The 19,948-nt window shown below is 40.9% G+C and carries 14 protein-coding genes; all 14 read right to left on the bottom strand.

Going from position 1 to position 19,948, the window contains the following annotated elements; genetic code table 11:
- Window positions 1–2: 2 nt before the first annotated feature.
- The 14 genes from purK to comA all read right to left on the bottom strand — a co-directional run bounded on the left by purK (window position 3) and on the right by comA (window position 19,944).
- Entirely contained in the window at window positions 3–1,082 is a 1,080-nt protein-coding gene (gene purK, locus AXE83_RS00805; protein WP_060955059.1) for a 5-(carboxyamino)imidazole ribonucleotide synthase, read from the bottom strand.
- Window positions 1,069–1,557 (bottom strand): 5-(carboxyamino)imidazole ribonucleotide mutase, encoded by a 489-nt coding sequence (gene purE / locus AXE83_RS00800; RefSeq protein WP_060955058.1) that lies wholly within the window; start codon window positions 1,555–1,557, stop codon window positions 1,069–1,071. Before purE ends, purK begins: the two co-directional genes overlap by 14 nt.
- Before the next feature lie 221 nt (window positions 1,558–1,778).
- The gene (purD, locus tag AXE83_RS00795) at window positions 1,779–3,041 is read right to left on the bottom strand and encodes a phosphoribosylamine--glycine ligase (protein ID WP_060955057.1); all 1,263 of its coding nucleotides are present in this window, start codon (window positions 3,039–3,041) and stop codon (window positions 1,779–1,781) included.
- Between the two features lie 138 nt (window positions 3,042–3,179).
- On the bottom strand, window positions 3,180–3,941 hold the full coding sequence (locus AXE83_RS00790; RefSeq protein ID WP_060955056.1) for a hypothetical protein: 762 nt from the start codon (window positions 3,939–3,941) through the stop codon (window positions 3,180–3,182).
- Between the two features lie 135 nt (window positions 3,942–4,076).
- The gene (locus AXE83_RS00785; RefSeq protein ID WP_060955055.1) at window positions 4,077–5,057 is read right to left on the bottom strand and encodes a DUF4435 domain-containing protein; all 981 of its coding nucleotides are present in this window, start codon (window positions 5,055–5,057) and stop codon (window positions 4,077–4,079) included.
- A 16-nt stretch (window positions 5,058–5,073) separates the two neighbouring features.
- A complete protein-coding gene (locus tag AXE83_RS00780) occupies window positions 5,074–6,513 on the bottom strand; it encodes an AAA family ATPase (protein ID WP_060955054.1) in 1,440 nt (479 codons plus the stop codon).
- 116 nt (window positions 6,514–6,629) lie between these two features.
- Window positions 6,630–8,177, bottom strand: coding sequence for a bifunctional phosphoribosylaminoimidazolecarboxamide formyltransferase/IMP cyclohydrolase (gene purH / locus AXE83_RS00775; RefSeq protein ID WP_060955053.1), 1,548 nt, complete (start codon window positions 8,175–8,177; stop codon window positions 6,630–6,632).
- Window positions 8,178–8,251: 74 nt separating this feature from the next.
- Window positions 8,252–8,806, bottom strand: coding sequence for a phosphoribosylglycinamide formyltransferase (gene purN, locus AXE83_RS00770; protein WP_060955052.1), 555 nt, complete (start codon window positions 8,804–8,806; stop codon window positions 8,252–8,254).
- Window positions 8,806–9,828: a phosphoribosylformylglycinamidine cyclo-ligase gene (gene purM / locus AXE83_RS00765; RefSeq protein WP_060955051.1), complete on the bottom strand. Its 1,023-nt coding sequence runs from the start codon at window positions 9,826–9,828 to the stop codon at window positions 8,806–8,808. The genes purN and purM overlap by 1 nt, the downstream gene beginning before the upstream one ends.
- Window positions 9,829–10,152: 324 nt before the next feature.
- Window positions 10,153–11,595, bottom strand: a complete 1,443-nt coding sequence (gene purF / locus AXE83_RS00760; RefSeq protein WP_060955050.1) for an amidophosphoribosyltransferase — start codon at window positions 11,593–11,595, stop codon at window positions 10,153–10,155.
- Between the two features lie 168 nt (window positions 11,596–11,763).
- Window positions 11,764–15,489 carry a phosphoribosylformylglycinamidine synthase gene (locus AXE83_RS00755; protein WP_060955049.1) on the bottom strand — a complete coding sequence of 1,242 codons (3,726 nt, stop codon included), beginning with the start codon at window positions 15,487–15,489 and terminating at the stop codon, window positions 11,764–11,766.
- A gap of 63 nt (window positions 15,490–15,552) precedes the next feature.
- On the bottom strand, window positions 15,553–16,260 hold the full coding sequence (gene purC / locus AXE83_RS00750) for a phosphoribosylaminoimidazolesuccinocarboxamide synthase (RefSeq protein ID WP_060955048.1): 708 nt from the start codon (window positions 16,258–16,260) through the stop codon (window positions 15,553–15,555).
- 168 nt (window positions 16,261–16,428) lie between these two features.
- Complete coding sequence (locus tag AXE83_RS00745) at window positions 16,429–17,778, bottom strand: bacteriocin secretion accessory protein (RefSeq protein WP_060955047.1); 1,350 nt, start codon at window positions 17,776–17,778, stop codon at window positions 16,429–16,431.
- Window positions 17,779–17,790: 12 nt separating this feature from the next.
- Window positions 17,791–19,944 carry a peptide cleavage/export ABC transporter ComA gene (comA, locus tag AXE83_RS00740; protein ID WP_060955046.1) on the bottom strand — a complete coding sequence of 718 codons (2,154 nt, stop codon included), beginning with the start codon at window positions 19,942–19,944 and terminating at the stop codon, window positions 17,791–17,793.
- Between the last annotated feature and the right edge of the window lie 4 nt (window positions 19,945–19,948).

Genomic DNA, 19,948 nt, shown 5'->3' with positions numbered 1-19,948 from the left:
TTTTACTCTCCAAACTCAACCACACTATCTGGCACTTCACTAAGCAAAGTCACATGCCCCATCTTGCGGTTGTGCTTCGCTTCTATTTTACCATACATGTGAAGGTGGGCGCTTGGATTTTCTGTGACATATTTTTCAGCGGCCTCAACATGCTGGCCGAGGACATTGAGCATAACAGCAGGTGCATGTAGTTGGATAGCTGGCAATGGTGCTCCCAGAACACCTAAAATATGGGTATCAAACTGCGAGAAGTCGCAGGCTTCAATAGAGTAGTGCCCTGAGTTATGTGGACGTGGGGCAATTTCATTGACGATGATATCATCAGCTGTTGCAAACATTTCCACGCAAAGGGTTCCAGACAAGTTCAGTTGTTCTGCAATTCGTACTGCCATGGCTTTGGCTTTATCTGCTAGACTATCTGAAATGCGAGCAGGGACAATGGTTTTCGAAAGAATGTTGTTGCGGTGGATATTTTCCTGAACGGGGAAAACCGTCACATCCTTACCATTCCCAGACACGATGACAGAAATCTCCAAGTCGAAATTGACAAATTCTTCCAAAACGCAGTCGGCTGAATCCGCTAGTGCATAGGCTTCTTCTAAATCTTCCGCTGAACGAATAACCTTTTGACCATGGCCATCGTAGCCACCTGTCGCTGTTTTGAGGACATAGTTTTTCGACAGGTCAATATCTGCCAAGTCTGGGCTAGAAGTCACGACCTTGTAGGGTGCCACGGTGACTTGTGCCTTGTTTGAGAGAAAGTCCTTTTCAAAAATACGATTTTGAGAAATACGGAGCAAGTCAGTTCCTTGAGGGAGTTGTCCCTCCTTGATGACAGCATCCAAACCGTCGGCATCGACATTCTCAAACTCATAAGTGAGGACATCGCAAAGCTCCGCCAACTGACGAAGGGCGTCCACATCATTATAAGGCGCCACGATAATTTCCGCCACGCGAGAGGCCGGGCAATCCGCCGCAGGATCCAGCGCGATGACCTTGTGCCCCATGTAGATAGCAGAAATGGCCATCATCTGACCCAACTGACCGCCACCGATAATTCCGATTGTTTTAGATGAGCTCATTTGTCGACTCCTCTGCGATTTTTCCTTGTTCTTCTGCATAATCTGCCAAAGCTGTCGCAATAGCCTGATCCTCTACTGAAAGGAGACGGAGGGCAAAGAGGGCCGCATTGGTCGCACCTGCTTCACCAATAGCCATTGTCGCAACAGGCACGCCACCCGGCATCTGAACAATCGAGTAAAGCGAATCCACGCCACTAAGCGCACGTGATTTGACTGGTACACCGATGACAGGAAGGGTTGTTTTGGCAGCTACCATACCTGGCAAATGGGCTGCGCCACCCGCACCTGCGATGATAACCTTGATGCCACGGCTACGGGCTTCCTCCGCATGTCTAAACATGAGGTCTGGTGTACGGTGAGCGGAAACAACTTTCTTTTCGTAGACTACACCGAAGCGGTCTAGGACTTCTGCTGTTTTTTGCATGGTTGCCCAGTCGGATTTTGAGCCCATAATAATGGAAATTACTGGTTTCATTTCTTCTCCTTTTTTTGATAATCGTCTAATGTAGTGCGGACGTAAGCGACCGCCTAGGGCGTTCCATTACTAAAACTGGAGCCTGAGTCTCCAGTTTTCCGCTCCTAGTAGCTTTGCTACTAGGAGTTCCACTACTGTGACGATTATCCTATACTAGCTCGCTAACGCTCGCAAGTTACGCGACCATTATCGGTTTTGGCGACTCAGTCGCTTTTGAAATTTTATTTGTTCGCCTTGCTACCGATATCCGTACGGTAGAAGAGGCCTTCTGTGTTTTGTTTGTTGAGTTCGTTGTAGATAATGTTTTGGCCGTCTTTGACAGTATCAGCTGTGGTGACCAACATGTAAACACGTCCTCCGTTTGAGAGGAGGTCTTGGTCGTTTTCAGCGAATTTTGCACCGGCATAGTAAGTGATGATGTCACCTTCTGTCTTGGCTGGAAGCTTGACACCCTTCTCATAAGCGAGTGGGTAGCCGTTTGAAGCTACAACCACGCCTAGTGTCACACCCTTGTCCGTCCAAGTGATGGCTGGCTCTTTACCATCTAGGATATCCGTAATATTTTGCGCAAAATCAGAAGTCAAACGAGGCAAGATGATTTGCGTTTCAGGATCTCCGAAACGAGCATTAAACTCAATGACTTTGGGTCCGTCAGCTGTCAGGATAAGCCCCGCGTAAAGGACACCAAGATATGGACGCCCTTCTTTGATCATCCCCTCAAGGACTGGCTTGACAATGGTATCAACCGCTGTGGCAACCACGCTCTCTGGCAAGTGAGGAACTGGCGCATAGGCACCCATACCACCCGTGTTAGGACCCTTATCGCCATCATAGGCACGTTTGTGATCCTGTGCCGTTGGCATGATGTAGAACTTGTCCCCATTAACAAAGGCAAAGAGAGAGAATTCCTCACCATCAAGAAACTCCTCGATAACCACACGTGCACCTGAGTCGCCGAATTTATTGTCCAATAGCATCTCGTGAGCGGCTTCGACCGCTTGCTCAACCGTTTCAGCAACGACGACACCTTTCCCAAGCGCCAAACCGTCTGCCTTGACTACGATTGGAGCGCCTTTTTCTTCGATATAGGCCTTGGCTTCCTCGAAATCTGAGAAGGTCCCATAGGCTGCTGTCGGAACTCCGTATTTGACCATGATTTCCTTAGCAAAATCCTTGGACCACTCCAACTCAGCCGCAGCTTTAGTCGGACCAAAAGCCTTGAGACCAGCTTTATTAAAATCATCCACGATACCAGCCGCAAGGGCATCATCTGGTCCGATAAAGGACCAAGCAATATCGTTGACCTTTGCAAAGTCAATCAATTTAGAATGTTCGGAAATAGAGATATTTACCAATTCCAGACCATCCAGAGTCATCCCGTCATTCCCAGGAGCTACAAAGACTTTTTCAACGTCTTTTGACTCAAGCAACTTCTTAGCAATGGCATGTTCACGACCACCCGAGCCGACAACTAACAGCTTCATCTTTCAACCTCTTTTGCGAATTATTTACTAATATTATACCATAAACGTTCGTTTTAATCTTGTTTCGTTTCGCTTTTAAAGTAAAAAAAGGAAAGAAACTGTTTTCTTCCCTTCTATTTTCTTAATATCTAAAATGTCTTACTCCGTTATATATTCCTCTTTCAACACTTTAGCAATGTTCGGTTCCAATAAATTAATAAAATACTTTTTCAAATTTAAAATATTATCAACTTGTCCTTTATCTAACCTAAAAGAACGACCTGTTTGAGGCTCCTTTAATGTACGCAATAAATCTTTGCCAGTTGGCCACACTAATTTTCTTGCCTGAGGTTGAAAAGGGTTTACTCCCGTTCCTGGTATTGTTCCCTCAATAAATCCATTTAAATTTACCGTACTTGAACTTTTGTTTATTAATGTAACAGTAGCAAATCCTAACGAATCTTCGCCAAATACAACAATAATGAACGGACGAATATCGTACTCTGATTCACTATTAGAATAATAATTAAGTTCTTTTTCAATTCCATATTCATACTTGTTATCTTTAAAAATATTTTTCTTTAGTTTAACAACTGTTAAATCATCATTTAACGAATGTTCTTTACTATTAAAATCTATTAGATTGTCATTCTTTGAAAAAAGCATAAATACATCTGGATTTGATCCAAATTCTCCTTCGAATGCTATCGAAGAGAAGGCATAAAAACCATGCTTGTAATCACCTCTAAGTTCCAATGACATAGTACTTTGACCTGCAAGAGAAAAATGTATATTTTCAATCCTGCTTTTTTTGATATATCTTCTTTTATTGATAACATTTATTAATTCTCCAAAATCTGGACTAATTCCAATGGTTGGTCCTGACAACGACATTCCCACATTTAATTTTATATATGACATCTTAACTTCTCCATTCTATTGATTTACCCAATTATATAATGATAGTAATCACTCATATAAAACTCTTTTTCTTAATGTCTAAAAATCTACTCAAAGTTTTAATTAATCCTATATAATTTCCACATATAATAAAGGCTAGTTGAATGTCAAACAACATTTTCTTTTCAAGTAGTCATTCAAGCACTCGGGCGTGTCTGCACAATTAGTAAACACGGTCATTATGGCTCTATCATCAATAAAAAATTGTCTTTTCAGAATACCTCCACTCTTATCTTCTACGGATAATATAAACTCTTTTAAAAACCATAACAACTGTTTACCTCTAGAATAATCCTCTATGTGAACACGGTATTCCTCTATATCATTTTCGAAAGTGTAGCGTATGTGTTCTCGTCTATCTCTAAAAATAGATAACTCCGAGACATAATCTCTGCCATTCTTTTCACTACCTTTTTTAATTTTCTCACTTAGCATTTTCTCATACATACTTTCAAAAAAATTAAAACTTATATCTTCCACTAATAATTCTATCTTTTTTTCATGCTTGATTTTAACTATTTTATCTGCATTATTTTTTAACCCCAACAAATCAAAGTCTATTTTGACTCCATTTAATTGACAACAAATAGCCCATAGATTCATATCCGTCAGATGTTGAATAAATTCTTTATATCTTTCATTAAAAAAATCTAATACTATACTAAATTCTGGATCATCCTCATTTATCCCAAAATGTGTTTTCAATATTCTCTCGATTGCTGTATGGCTGACGTAAAAGTTTTCAACTGCATATTTTGGAGTCATATATACATCCGAATCTAGCCGGTGTTTTTCATAGTCTTTATCTATAAAAAATACTTTATTCTTTAATTTATAACCCACCTCATGAGTAAATTTATCAACTAATTGCAACACTTTACTCTTACCACCAACCTCATATGCATTATAATTTTTAGTGAAATTTCGTATTCGACAATCGTAATATTGCCTATCTTTTCCTTCATAAAACACAAAATATCTATTAGGATTAATCTTAGCATCTCTCGTATACTTTTCCCAAACAACTGAAGGTTCCGTTAAACTTTCTAGGTGATTTTTTATTGTTACTGATTTCAAATTATTCTCCCCTTACTTAAAAAGGTGACCCATCATTGCCTTCATTTTCTAATTGGAACATGATTTCATTCTTGTGAATTTGTTTAGATTCTACAATATACTTATCAATTTCCTCTGCATAATCTAACATCTTACTATAAATAAATGGAGAGTGTGTTACTGCGACTAGAAATGCACACTTTTGAGCTTGAGAAATATCATAGATAAACTCCTCTTGCCAAGGTACTGATAAAGATATTTCTGGTTCATCAAATAGAATTATAAGTTCCTTTTCATCCTCTAAGAAAATTTTGGAAAAAGTTGAAATTAATTGTTTCTCTCCTGATGAAAGATTTCTTAACTTAATAAAACTATCAGTACTTTCTCCTTTGTTATTAGTTCTTTTTATTCCCAACTCTAATAACTGTGGGTTGTAAAAATATTTTTTTCCAAAGAAATATTTATTCACTCTCTCAGTAAATTCATTAATTCTGCTGTCAATATTTTCTAAAGCTTTATAATTATCAATAATACTCGTGACTAAGTAATTTAGATATACATCTCTATTCAATTCTCCGTTTTTGATTCTATCTAAAATATTAGATTTAGTTTCATCAGTGATTTTTTCTCCTAATCTAGAAAGTGCTATTTCAACTTTATGTGAATCAAAATTCTTGCTAGGTATATCTTTTCCTTTATCGGCATTAGCAAATAGCTCTAACAAGCTACTAATCATGATATCGTAGCTTTTATTGGTTTCCTTGCTAATTTTATTTAATAAACTATCTATTTTTTCTTCAACATCTTCCATACCGAAATGTATTAATTCTCCGCTAGATTTATTATTAAACGCCCTTATACCTGGTTCTTCTCTAGAAATAATATTGAATTCTTTTAAATCTTCCTCAATTCTTCTATATGTTGGGAAATATAAAATCTTATATTTATTTTTTACATTTTCTATCTCATTTATTACTTTTACGTATTCCTCCGGATTAATTTTATAAAGAATTTCATTAACTGCCGCTGAAACTAGTGGAAAAGGATATTTTTTAAATAAATCATATTTTCTATACAATACTCTAACTTTTATATCAAAATTTGAATCTCTTGTTTTGCATAATTCTAATAATTCTCCCATCAAAATTTCATCATGTTGTATTCCAGTGAGTAAATCATCAACCACAGGTTTAGGAATATATCTTCTGCTATTTCTTTGATCTATATTAATCTGTCTAATATCTTCTTTACTAATCTTTAAAAGATCTCTACCCTCTATTTTAATCTCGATACTTTCAAAAATAAAACTCAATAACTTTTCATAATTTAAATCAAGCAAATAATAAAGTATAGAAAGAATTGTTGTCTTACCAATACCATTTTCTCCAATATAAATGGTATTGTCATTCTTAAAATTCAATTCAACATCATAATAATTATGAAGATTATTTATTTTAAATTTCTCAATTAAAGGCATGCATATACTCCTTGATAGCTTTATTTATTATAATTATACCAAAAAGCAAGCCTTACGGCTTACTTTTTAAAAATATTATTATAATCAATTTTTGTTTATATTGAAACTTTATCTTTTTAATGTCTAAAATGTCTCACGCCTGTGAAGACCATAGTTAAGCCGTATTTATCAGCAGCTTCGATGGATTCTTGGTCACGGACTGAACCCCCTGGCTGGATGATGGCCTTAATACCTGCTTTAGCGATTTCTTCCACGTTATCCGCAAATGGGAAGAAGGCATCCGAAGCAAGGACAGCACCGTCAAGGCGATCTTTAGCTTGGTCAATAGCAATACGGACGGAAGCCACGCGGTTGGTTTGACCAGGGCCAACGCCAAGTGTCATGTGATCATTAGTCACGATGATACCGTTTGATTTGACATACTTGATGGCTTTCCAAGCAAACTCAAGGGCAGTCGCTTCTGTCTCAGTTGGTTGGCGTTTGGTTACCACTTGCCAGTCAGCTGGGCTTTCTTTGATCACGTCTTGGTTTTGAACGAGGAGTCCACCGACAACACCTGTGTATTCTGCTTCCACTTCACTAGCATCTTGTGCGTCAAATGGCAAGGCAAGGATCCGCAAGTTTTTCTTTTTGTTGGTCAAAATGGCTAGCGCTTCATCTGTATAACTTGGTGCAATGATGATTTCAAGGAAAACACCGTGCATCTTCTCAGCTGTCGCAGCATCTACCTCACGGTTGAGAACGACGATACCACCAAAGATAGACACCGGATCAGATTCATAAGCGTAGTCCCAAGCAGTCTCGATGTCATCAGCTTGACCGATTCCACATGGGTTCATGTGTTTCAACGCCACAACGGTTGGACGTTCTTTGAAATCACGGATGATACGGATAGCGGCATCAGCATCACGGATATTGTTGAAGGATAATTCTTTCCCATTCAACTGTTTAGCTGAAGCAATCGAATAGTCCGTTGGCAAGGCTTTTTGGTAGAAATCTGCATCCTGTTGAGGATTTTCACCGTAACGCATAGCTTGTTTAAGGTCATAAGTCAAGGTCAGTTTTTCTGGCTTACTTTCTCCGACTTGAACTGTGAAATACTCTGCAATCAAGGCGTCATAAGCTGCTGTGTGACGGAAAACCTTGGCTGCCAAACGTTGACGAGTTTCGTAGCTTGTTTCGCCATTAGCTGCCAATTCGTCAAGAACAACAGCATAGTCAGCAGGGTCTACCACAACCGTCACGCTTGCATGGTTTTTAGCTGCTGAACGAAGCATAGATGGCCCGCCGATATCGATGTTCTCAACCGCATCCGCATAGGTCACATCTAGTTTAAGAATGGTTTCCTTAAATGGGTAAAGGTTGACCACAACAAGGTCAATCAATTCGATTTTGTTATCCTTGGCTGCTTCTAAATGACTATCCAAGTCGCGACGAGCAAGGAGACCGCCATGGATATTTGGGTGGAGGGTCTTCACACGACCGTCCATCATTTCCGGGAAACCAGTCACATCATCGATAGCAATGGTATCAACACCGGCATTATCAAGGGCAACTTTGGTACCACCTGTTGAGATGATATCCCAACCAAGTTTTTTAAGTTCTTGGGCAAATTCAACAATGCCCGCTTTGTCTGAGACTGAAATAAGCGCTCGTTTAGTCATGTTCTTTCTTTTCCTTTTTAAAAAAGTTCTTTCTCTGCTACAGTCGAAAATTCCCTTTCATCTCTAGCACTTCCTTATTTGCGTGCTACTCCCAAACTATCCAAGACTTCTGGATAAAGTTTGTACTCTGTTTCGTGGATGCGAGTCTCGAAAGTATCAAGGGTATCACCTTCAAGGCGTGGCACACGGACTTGTTTGATAACCTTACCAGTATCCACACCAGAATCCACCCAGTGAATAGTTACACCAGACTGGTCAACACCTGCATTCCAAGCATCCTCAATACCATGAGCGCCTGGAAATTCAGGGAGATAAGCTGGGTGAATATTGATGATACGGCCTTCATAAGCTGCTAACAAGGTTGGACCGACGATTTTCATGTAACCTGCGAGACAAACCAAGTCAATCTGGTGTTCATCTAAGAGCTCAACAATGGCTCCTTCGTAGTCTGTCTTGTTCTCAAACTCCTTGAGTTCGAAGGCATAGGATAAAACTCCAAGATTTTTTGCACGCTCAAGTACATAGGCATCCCGGTGATCTGAAAAGACAAATTCTACTGGAAATTGCTCTGCAATGACCTGAAAGTTTGAACCGTTTCCAGAAGCAAAAACAGCAATTTTTTTAGCCATTATTTTATCACCACACTTGCATCTGTCTTCTTGACAATCCGACCGATTTCATAAACAGGTTCGTCGAGAAGTTCTTTGACACGTTCCACATGTTCTGGTTTCACTGCAAGCATAAGCCCCACACCCATGTTGAAGATTTCAAACATTTCTTCGTGTTTGATTTGACCATATTTTTCAAGGGCTTTGAAAATTGGAAGAACAGGGACTTTGCTTTCGTCAATTTCAGCTGCCAAGTCATCTGAGAACATACGTGGCACATTTTCAATGAATCCACCACCTGTGATGTGGGCAATACCGTTAACCAACTCTTCTTTGATGAGTGGTAAAGCTGCTTTGACGTAGATACGTGTTGGTTCCAAAAGAACGTCTTTAAGTTTCTTGCCTTCTAACTCAGGCAATACTTCTTCACCTGTGTAATCTGCAAAGACACGACGCACAAGTGAGTATCCATTTGAGTGGATACCGCTTGAGGCAAGTCCAAGAATCACATCGCCTTCTCCTACTTTTGAACCATCGATGATTTGAGATTTTTCTGCAACACCGACAGCAAATCCAGCCAAGTCATAGTCGTCTTCACCATACATACCAGGCATTTCAGCAGTTTCCCCACCGATAAGGGCTGCACCTGCTTGTACACAACCTTCAGCCACACCAGCAACCACTTGTTCTAGCTTAGCTGGTTCATTTTTCCCAGTCGCCACATAGTCTAGGAAGTAGAGGGGCTCTGCACCTGCAGCGATGATATCGTTGACACACATAGCCACACAGTCTTGTCCGATAGTATCGTGTTTGTCGTACTTGATAGCAAGCATGAGCTTGGTTCCAACACCGTCAGTTCCTGAAATCAAAACTGGCTCTTTAACACCTGTTTTTGAAAGGTCAAACATACCACCGAAACCACCAAGAGCTCCCATAACACCCGCACGCTCCGTACGTGCTACGTGTTTTTTGATGCGTTCAACAACTTCATAACCCGCTTCAACATCCACACCAGACTGCGCATAAGCATTCTTATTTGTCATTTTATTCATTCCTTTTCTTTTTTTGAGAAAGACTGCGACGTATTTTTAGATAATGCTCAATGAAAATCAAAGAGCAAATTAGGAAGCTAGCCACAGACTGTACTTAAGTACGGCAAGGCTACGCTGACGCAATTTGAATTTGATTTTCGCAGAGGATAAACCATCATTTTATCTAAAATTACCAGTCAGGTCTCTAGCTTTGGTCCCATAGGAGAAAGCGTCTACTGACAAATGCTTTAGCTTTTAGTCAGTAGTGAGACGTGGCGCGTAAGCATTTTTATTTGTCATTTGTTTTTTCCTTTTCCTTTCCTTTAATGGGGAATTTTATTTGTAAAAACTCGTTTTTTCTTCCAAACTTCTACGATATTCTTCTTCATAGTCATAGAGAGGAGTTGGATATTTCCCATCAAAGTAAGCCACACAGAGACCACCATTTGGCGCATCTGTTTCAATCCCAATAGAGTCAATCAAGCCATCAATAGAAAGATAAGTCAGACTATCCGCACCTATGATTTGGCAAGTTTCCTCAACGGTATGATTAGCCGCAATCAACTCCTGACGTGTTTGGATATCAATCCCGTAAAAACATGGATAGGCAAGAGCAGGACTACCAATGGCGACATGAACTTCTGATGCCCCCGCTTCTTTCAAAAGTTGGACAATACGACGAGATGTCGTGCCTCGTACGATAGAATCATCAATCATGACCACGCGTTTGCCTTTAACGACACCAGAAACGGCAGACAATTTCATACGAACCCCTTGCTCGCGCAATTCTTGAGTCGGCTGGATAAAGGTCCGTTGGGTATATTGGTTCTTGATGAGCCCCATTTCATTTGGTAGACCTGATTCTTCCGCAAATCCCATAGCTGCGCTAAGAGAGGAGTTTGGCACCCCGACTACGATATCAGCTTCATACTTGAACTCACGTGCCAGTTGAGCTCCCATTCTCTTACGAGCCGTATGGACATTGACTCCGTGGATATTGGAGTCAGGACGTGCGAAGTAGATATACTCCATGGAACAGATAGCCAACTGAGTATCGTTTGTATAGCTGTCATACTGGATGCCATTATCATCAATAATGACAATCTCGCCTGGTTTTACGTCGCGAATCCACTCAGCACCGATTACTTCAAAGGCACAGGTTTCAGATGAAACCACTACAGCTCCATTAGCCATTTTCCCGATTGACAGAGGTCGGAAGCCATTTGGATCAAGCGCTGCAATTAACTTATCTTCAAACATCAAGAGATAAGCAAAACCACCTTTGACAAGACTGAGTGCTTCCTTGATTTTACCCATCAAATTTGGATTGTGGCTACGGCGAATGAGATGAGCCAAAATTTCAGAATCTGAAGTTGAGCTAAAAATTGCTCCTCTTTGTTCCAATTCTTGCTTGAGAGATTCTGCATTGGTCAGATTCCCATTATGAGCCAAACCAAACTGCATATCGTGAAAGCGAAAGAGGAAAGGTTGGATATTGTCTACAGAAGCTTCTCCCGCAGTCGCATAACGCACGTGCCCAATCGCTCCAGTTCCTGTCAATTTATCCAAATTCGCAGGATTTTTGAAGACTTCTGATAAAAGCCCCATATCACGATGACGCTTCAATTTCCCTTGGTCATTGGAGAGGATTCCTGCCCCCTCCTGACCACGGTGCTGAAGACTATGGAGTCCAAAATAGGTCAATTTGGCAGCGTCTGGGTGACCCCAGATACCAAAAACACCACATTCCTCATTAAGAGATTTTACTTCGTATGTCATTTTATATACCTAATTTTTATTTGTGTATCATTCCTTAACGATACTAGAGCGGAATGATACGGCAGAAGCTCGTTTTACTCGCAACAACAAATCATTTGCAATTATCGCAAGTTAGATCTACTTGATTTTACATTTACTGATGGTTATCTATTAGAAAATCTGCAAAGCCTATTTCCCAGTAAAGTATTTAACCGCTGATGCAAAGAGATATTGGTCTTTATTTCCTGGAATATTTTGGAAGAGACCGTCTTCGAAACGTTCTGAGTGCCCCATCTTCCCAATAATTTGACCGTTCTTACTTGTGATACCTTCAATCGCATTGACAGATCCGTTAGGATTGTATTTTGAATCCATGCTTGGTTTTCCTTCGAAGTCAACGTATTGGCTAAAGATTTGACCATTATCACGGAGCTCCGCAAATTCCTCAGCAGTCACGACAAACTTACCTTCACCGTGTGATACTGGAATGGCATGGATGTCACCAACTTCCACTCCAGCAAGCCATGGCGAGTTCGTGTTGGCAATCCGTGTTTCAACCATCTTAGCCACGTGTTGGTTAGCATCATTGTAGAAGAGGGTTGGACTGGTACTGCTTGCATCTTCAAAGTTACCGTATGGAAGAAGACCTGATTTGACAAGAGCTTGGAATCCGTTACAGATACCGATAATCAAACCACCACCTTCGATGAAGCTATCAATGGCTGCACGCACTTTTTCGTTAAGCAAGATATTAACGATAAATTTAGCAGATCCATCTGGTTCATCTGCTGCTGAGAAGCCTCCTGCAAAGAAGATAATATTAGCTTTTTCGATATTGTCAACCATGGTGTCAACAGACTTGACAATAGCCTCTTCGTTAAGTGTGACAAATGGTACTAAGTTGACTTTTGCACCTTCTTTTTCAAAGGCCTTAGCTGAATCGTACTCAGAGTTAGTACCTGGGAACACTGGGATGTAAACCACTGGTGTCTCAACTGTTTCTTTCGCTTTGATAACAGCATCTGATGCCACCGCAGGTACTTCTTCCAACTCAGTTGCCTGTGCAAATTCCGTTGGGTAGACCTCTTCCAATTTACCTTGGAAGGCACTGTCAAGTTTATGTCCATCAAGCGTTACACCATTGACAGTAAGTGTAAAGTCAGCTGCTGTTTGTCCAATCTTGGCAACACCTGAAATCTCTTCAGGAGATGTGAAGACGAATCCACCCAATTGAGCTGTCAAGGCAGTCTCAAGATTTTCAAGGGTTACAGTGACACCGATATGGTTACCAAATGTTGCAAGAGCAAGAGCTTCAAGGACACCTCCATATTTGACAGCTGATGCAGATGTCACTTTATGGTCAGCTTGGATGGCTTCAAATTGAGCAAAGTTAGACTTGATAAGATCAAAGTCAATTTCCTGTGCCAAAACTTGACCTGGGATGTAATAGATATTTTCACCAACAGCTTTAAATTCCGGAGAAAGGACCTTACGGCTATCTGCGGTTGTCACCCCAAAAGCAACTAAAGTTGGTGGTACTGTCAATTCTTCAAAGGTACCAGACATAGAGTCTTTACCTCCGATAGATGGCAAACCAAGTTGAATCTGAGCTTCAATTGATCCAAGAAGAGCTGCTACTGGCTGACCAAAACGCTCTGCTTGTTTATCCATACGCTCGAAGTATTCTTGATAAGAGAAACGAGCCTTAGACCAGTTTGCACCAGCAGCAACCAAACGAGCAGTTGCTTCGATGACCGCATAAGCCGCACCATGATATGGAGACCATTCTGCTACATAAGGGTTGAACCCTTGCGCCATAACAGAAGCAGTTGTTGTCACACCATGTTGGACTGGCAATTTCTGTACAGAAGCTTCCGTTGGTGTAATTTGGTAGCGACCACCAAGTGGGTGATTGACTGTTGAACGACCAACTGAGCTATCAAAGATCGTTTGCAACCCTTTTTGACTGGCATGGTTAAGGTCAGCCAAGACTTCAAGAGTATCAGCTTCAAGGGTTTCGGCAGATGTTTGGCGTTCTTCTGGAAGCTTGACATCCTTGTCAACCACCTTAGCATCTACAACCACACGTACACCGTTTGTATCAAGGAAACGACGTTCCAAATCAACGATGGTTTCACCATTCCAGTGCATAACAAGATTTGGTTTTTCAGTCACTGTCGCAACGACAACTGCGTCAATATTTTCTTTGTTACATGCTGCAATGAAGGCATCTACATCTTCTGGACGAACTACCACAGCCATACGCTCTTGAGATTCAGAGATGGCAATTTCGGTACCGTTCAAGCCTTGATATTTCAATGGCACTTTGTCTAGATCAATTTCAAGTCCATCAGCCAATTCACCGATCGCTACGCAGACGCCACCAGCACCAAAGTCATTTGATTTCTTGATAAGACGTGTCACTTCACCATTACGGAAAAGACGTTGAATCTTCCGTTCTTCGATGGCATTCCCTTTTTGAACCTCAGCACCAGCTGTTTCAACAGATTCAACCGTTTGAACTTTAGAAGAACCTGTCGCACCACCGACACCGTCACGTCCAGTCTTACCACCGAGCAAGATAATCACATCACCTGCTTCAGGTTTTTCACGGACAACATTTTCCTTAGGAGCCGCACCGACAACTGCACCTAGCTCCATACGCTTAGCAACGAAACCTGGGTGGAAGTATTCACGAACATAAGTTGTTGCAAGACCAATTTGGTTACCGTATGAAGAATAACCGTGAGCCGCTGTTTTAGAAATCACTTGTTGTGGCAATTTACCAGCACGAGTTTCAGCAATTGGTGTTGTAATATCACCAGCACCTGAGATACGCATGGCTTGGTAAACGTATGAACGCCCTGACAATGGGTCACGAATGGCACCACCGATACAAGTAGCCGCTCCACCAAATGGTTCAATCTCAGTTGGGTGGTTGTGAGTTTCGTTCTTGAACATGAGAAGCCATGGTTCTTTGACACCATTGACATCCACTTCAATTTCAACTGAGCAGGCATTGATTTCATCAGACACTTCCATGTCATCCAAACGACCATTAGCACGCTCATAACGACCAAAAATAGTCGCCATATCCATCAAGGTTTGAGGTTTTTCTGTACGTCCCAACTCATCACGCATGGCAATATACTTGTCATAAGTCGCTTGCAATTGTTTTTCAAATTTAGAAGCTGAGAAGTCGATGTTTTTCAACTCAGTCTCGAAAGTTGTGTGACGGCAGTGGTCAGACCAGTAAGTATCCAACACCTTGAGCTCAGTCTCAGTTGGTACACGTCCAATGGACTTGAAGTAATCTTGAATGAAGAGAAGGTCATCCACTTCCATGGCCAAGCCTTGCTCAGCCTTATACTGTGCAAAATCTTCTGCTGTAAAAATTTCAAAGAAATCCAAGTTTGGAATGGTCTTGTCAGACTCAGAGAAACCCTGTTTCGCAATGCCAACAGTGATATCTTTGAAACGAGAATCCACTGGGTTCAAGAGGTAGTTTTTGACAGCTTCCAACTCATTCGCATCAATATCCTTGTTAACCAAGTAAAGTTGCGCTGTATTCACTGTTACATCATTTGAACTACCAAGCAAAAGCAAAGCTTCTTGTGAAGATGCCGCACGTTGGTCAAATTGACCAGGCAAACTTTCGATAGCAAAGAAAGCATAATTATCAAGATCAGCCTTAACCGCAGCTTCATCTAAAACAGTATCGGTCACTTGCTCAGAGAAGATGTGTTTTTCCGCACGCGCAAACAAGTCCTCTGCCAAACCAAAGACATCGTAAACCTGAACAATACGAAGATCCTTCAAAGTTTTCAACTGAAGATTATGCTGTAATTCTTTTACTAAAGACTGAGATTTTACACGAAAATCAGCTTTTTTCTCAACGAAAATACGTTTATCCATTTTATTTCCTTTATTTCTATTCAAATAGGTTATCGAAGACGAAGGTTTTCCGTTTCAAACAAGTTACTTCAATCCTTGCAATTTTTCCAATACAACTTCATAAACATCTGTCAAGCTACCAAGATCACGACGGAAAACATCCTTGTCCATATGGTGCCCTTCAGCATCCCAAAGACGACAGTTATCTGGAGAGAATTCATCTGCCAAGATGATCTTGCCATCCTTATCAAAACCAAATTCCAATTTGAAGTCAATCAAGCGAAGATCAATTTGTGCAAACCAATCTTTCAGCAATTCATTGATACGACGCGTTTCTTCCTTGATATAAGCAATTTGCTCATCATTGGCAATATCCAAGAACTTGACATGCTCATCATTGATAAATGGATCATCCAACTCATCGTTCTTGTAGTAGAATTCAACGATTGGAGTTTTCAAGTCCAAACCTTCTTCCACACCAAAACGTTTTGAGAAAGAACCTGCAGTTACGTTACGAAGCACAACCTCCAAAGGAATGATTGTCACTTTTTTATTCAATTGTTCTGTGTCAGAAATACGTTCGATAAAGTGTGTCGCCACACCAGCAGCATTCAATTTTTCAAAAATAAGAGACGAAATCTGATTATTCAGCACACCTTTACCCTCAATGGTCTCTTTACGAGCTCCATTCAGCATGGTTGCCTGGTCCTTGTAGACCGACTTAATCACATTTTCGTCTTCTGTAGTATAGATATCTTTAGCTTTTCCCGTATAAATAAGTTTACTGGACATTTTCTTGTTCGCCTTTCGTATTACTTTACATCATTCTAACACAACAGATACTAAAAATCAAATATTTCACGAACTATATTTGATATCATATCTGAAAAAGTACAGAAAAATCGCAAACGAATTTTCATTTGCGATTTTCTAAAATTGATTTGAGTTAGAATGCGAACCTTATTCTTGTTTCAAAAAACGATCCAGATAGTAGCGTAAAAAACTCTTCCTACCTGTAATCATAGTCAAACGACCTTCAAGTCCATAACGAAGTTTTTCTGCTTGTTCAGCATTCAAATCCGTCTCTGCCTCTAATTTAAAGAAATTGCCCTTTTCTGTCTGAGTTGCACTGGTATCGATATTGGTAATCTTGGATGTCAACACTAGCTGCTTATTGGCATCCGTTACCGTTGTAAATCTTACCTCATTTCCATGCTTGAGATCAGCCACTTCCTTAGAACTGATATAAGCTGTCAGCTTTGCCTTTCTCTCTCTAGTCAACTGTGGAAAAAGGTGAGCGAGGATAGTTCCTTCTGGAATGATGGTAGATCGACTATACTCAGGATTCAAATGTAGAACACCATCTTCTGTTGCTGTAATTTTCCCCTTCTCTAAAAGATTTCCTTGAATCTTTTTACCTGACTCCACTTCAAGAATTTTCTGATCCAAGAGCGTTAATTCCTGGCCTACCTTGGCTAGTTGCTGAGATTTTAATGACTCCAACTGACTTCCTAATCCAGATGCATAAGCTTGCTGGGCTCCTGAACCTGCATACTGTACTCGATAACCTGCAAGAGTTGACTCCAACTGAGTGATGTGAGCATCTAGCTGAGATAAGGCCTGCTGTTTGGCTTCCGATCCCTGCTCTTTTGTTGACTGATAAGACTGATAAATGGCATAAGCTGGATGATCACTCTCTAAGACTCTATCAGCTTGAATAGCAGACTTGGCTTGCTGATATTCTTTAATTTTGGACTGGGTTTCACCGATGAGATTGCCTAACTCTGTCTGACTACCACTGGCTGCTGCATTTTGAGATGATATACTAGCATTTTGCTGCTCAACCTGACTTCGCAGACTAGCAGCTTGATTTAGATAATCTAAAAAACTATGCTGATAGCCAAATTTATCTGCTTCAGGAAATTGATCACTTCCTGCTTGAAGGCTTGCTTTTAAATACTCTAGTTGAACCTTCTGATCCTTGAGCATTTCCAACTGACTAGCATAATTCTCAGCCTGAACTGCTTCTGCTCCCTCTTGGTATTGAACGAGAAGATCCCCTTGCTTGACAAACTTATTTTCAGCCAAATGGTTCGCAACAATCTTACTATTACTACTAGACTGAATGGTGGCAATGATACGAGCAGGTTCTACCGTAGCTCCAGCTGTCAAGCTTATCTCCTTTTGTGCAAAGATTGAAAAAACGATCAGGAACAAAAACAAGATAAAACTTGGAAAAATCACATAACTAGAAAAATTATGGTAACGACGATTGTAAAACTCAGCACTTTCTAAAAATTCTGATTGCATCTTTTCTCCTCTCTAACTATTCACCAAGTGGGCATAAAAACCACCCTGAGCCAGTAAATCCATATGTGTACCCTCTTCGACAATCTTGCCTTGATCCAAAACGACAACCTTCTCTGTCCGCTCAGCAATGGTTAAACGGTGGGCGATGAAAATCAAGGTCTTATCCAAAGCCATGAGATTATCGACAATTCGCTTCTCGGTCAAAATATCTAGACTGCTAGTCGCCTCATCCAAGATCAAGACAGGCGCATCGGTCAAGAGAGCACGCGCCAAAGCGATCCTCTGACGTTGCCCACCTGAAATGCCCGCTCCATCCGAAGTCAATTCTGTCTGGTAATTCAGTGGCATGCGCTCAATATCCTCCCGAATCTCTGCCAACTCCACTGCTCTCAAGATATCCTCCTGGGTCGTCCCCTCCTTAGCTCCGAGGAGAAGATTCTCCAAAATCGTTCCGTTAAAGACGTAGGGCTGCTGAGGCAGGTAGTTGATATACTGGCGCAGAGCCTTTTTATCAATCCGATTAAGATTGACACCACCCAGACTAATCTCCCCCTGACTAGGATCATAAAAATTAACCATCATCTTAGCCAAGGTCGTCTTACCCGATCCTGAAATCCCTACAAAAGCCACTTTAGAGCCTTGCGCAATGGTTAGATTGATGTCCGACAAGACATCTCGACCATAGCCATATTTGTAGTGAACCTGCTTAAAAGTCATATCTCCTTCTAGCAAGCTCAAATCCGAGACTGTTTTCTTTTCCTCAAACTCAGATGCAACCAGATAAACTTCATTGAGACGGTTATTGGCTACCTGCGCTGTCTGAAGTTTGGTTTGCAGATTGATGATATTTTCCAATGGATTTGTAAAGTAAATAAGCAAGGTATTATAGGTAATCAACTGGCCCAAACTCATCTTATTGTCCATGACTAGGAGAGCCCCCATCCAGAGAATGGCAACATTGAGCAAGAGTTGGGCAAGCTTTTTCAGAGCCTTTTGCTGACTTTCTGCCCGACTGTAAGTAAAAGATTTTTTCAGATAATCTACAAATTCCTTGTCAATCTTTTGGTAGCGTGAACTTTCGCTAGTTAAGGACTTGATGGTCTCAATACCATTGATGTCCTCAATGATAGAAGAAGACAGAACCGCATTGGCTTCCATAGTTTCCCGATTCATCTTTTCAAAGGGCTTCATAAAAGCAAAGATAATCACTGTGTAGATAGGAAGGGCTAGTAAACTCATGAAAAAGAGATTGCTATTCTGCGAAAATAGAACTACTGAAATAATCAAGACAGTAGATACATCCAAAAAGATTGACAGAATAGTTGAAGCCAGTGCATCGATGATACTATTCGCATCCGTGAAACGAGACACGATTTCCCCTGTCCGTCGTGTCGCAAAAAAGGACATAGGTAAATGAAAAACATGCTTGATATAAGACAAAATCACATCAATCGACAAGCGTTGCCCCAAAACAAGTAAAAGATACTCCTGGGCATAAGATAAGATTTGCTGAAGGACATAAACGATGACTAGCCCTATCGAAATAATTCCCAGTGTCGAGTGCATCTGATCTGGTACATAAGTGTCAATGATAGACTGCAGATAATAAGAACCCACAATGTTAATCAAGGTCACCAAGAGGGTCGCCAAAACGATATTGACAATCAAGCCACGCTGTTTCACTAATATAGGGATAAAGGAGAGAAGCCCATTTTTTTGTTCCTTATGAGGCTTATAACTCGGAGATGGAGCCATAAAAATAGTGATTCCTGTCCACTCCTTGGCAAAGCGCTCACGAGAAATCTTGGTCAGCTTAACACTAGGATCTGGATCAGCAATATGAATGTTGTTCTTGTCCTGGCCAGTCACCACATAATAATGGAGCAATTTCCCTTCCTTAAGCACATGAGCCACAAAAGGAAAAGTTACATCCGGCAAATCAAACAAGGTCATGTCCGCCTTTATTGCTCGCGTCTCAAAACCTATCTCCTCAGCAACCTTGACTAAACCTAAAGCCGTAGTCCCATCCATGGTCGTCTTGGCCAACTCTCGCAAGTGAGCCAGAGAATAATAACTACCATAATAACCAAAGACCATGGCTAATGAAGCCACACCGCAGTCCATCTGGTCTACCTGAGGACGATAATGCCGTTTACTAAATTTCATATCC

Source organism: Streptococcus sp. oral taxon 431 (assembly GCF_001553685.1).
Classification (GTDB): Bacteria; Bacillota; Bacilli; order Lactobacillales; family Streptococcaceae; genus Streptococcus.
The sequence above is the reverse complement of the archived record's forward strand: the minus strand, read 5'-3'. Positions and strand labels throughout refer to the sequence as shown.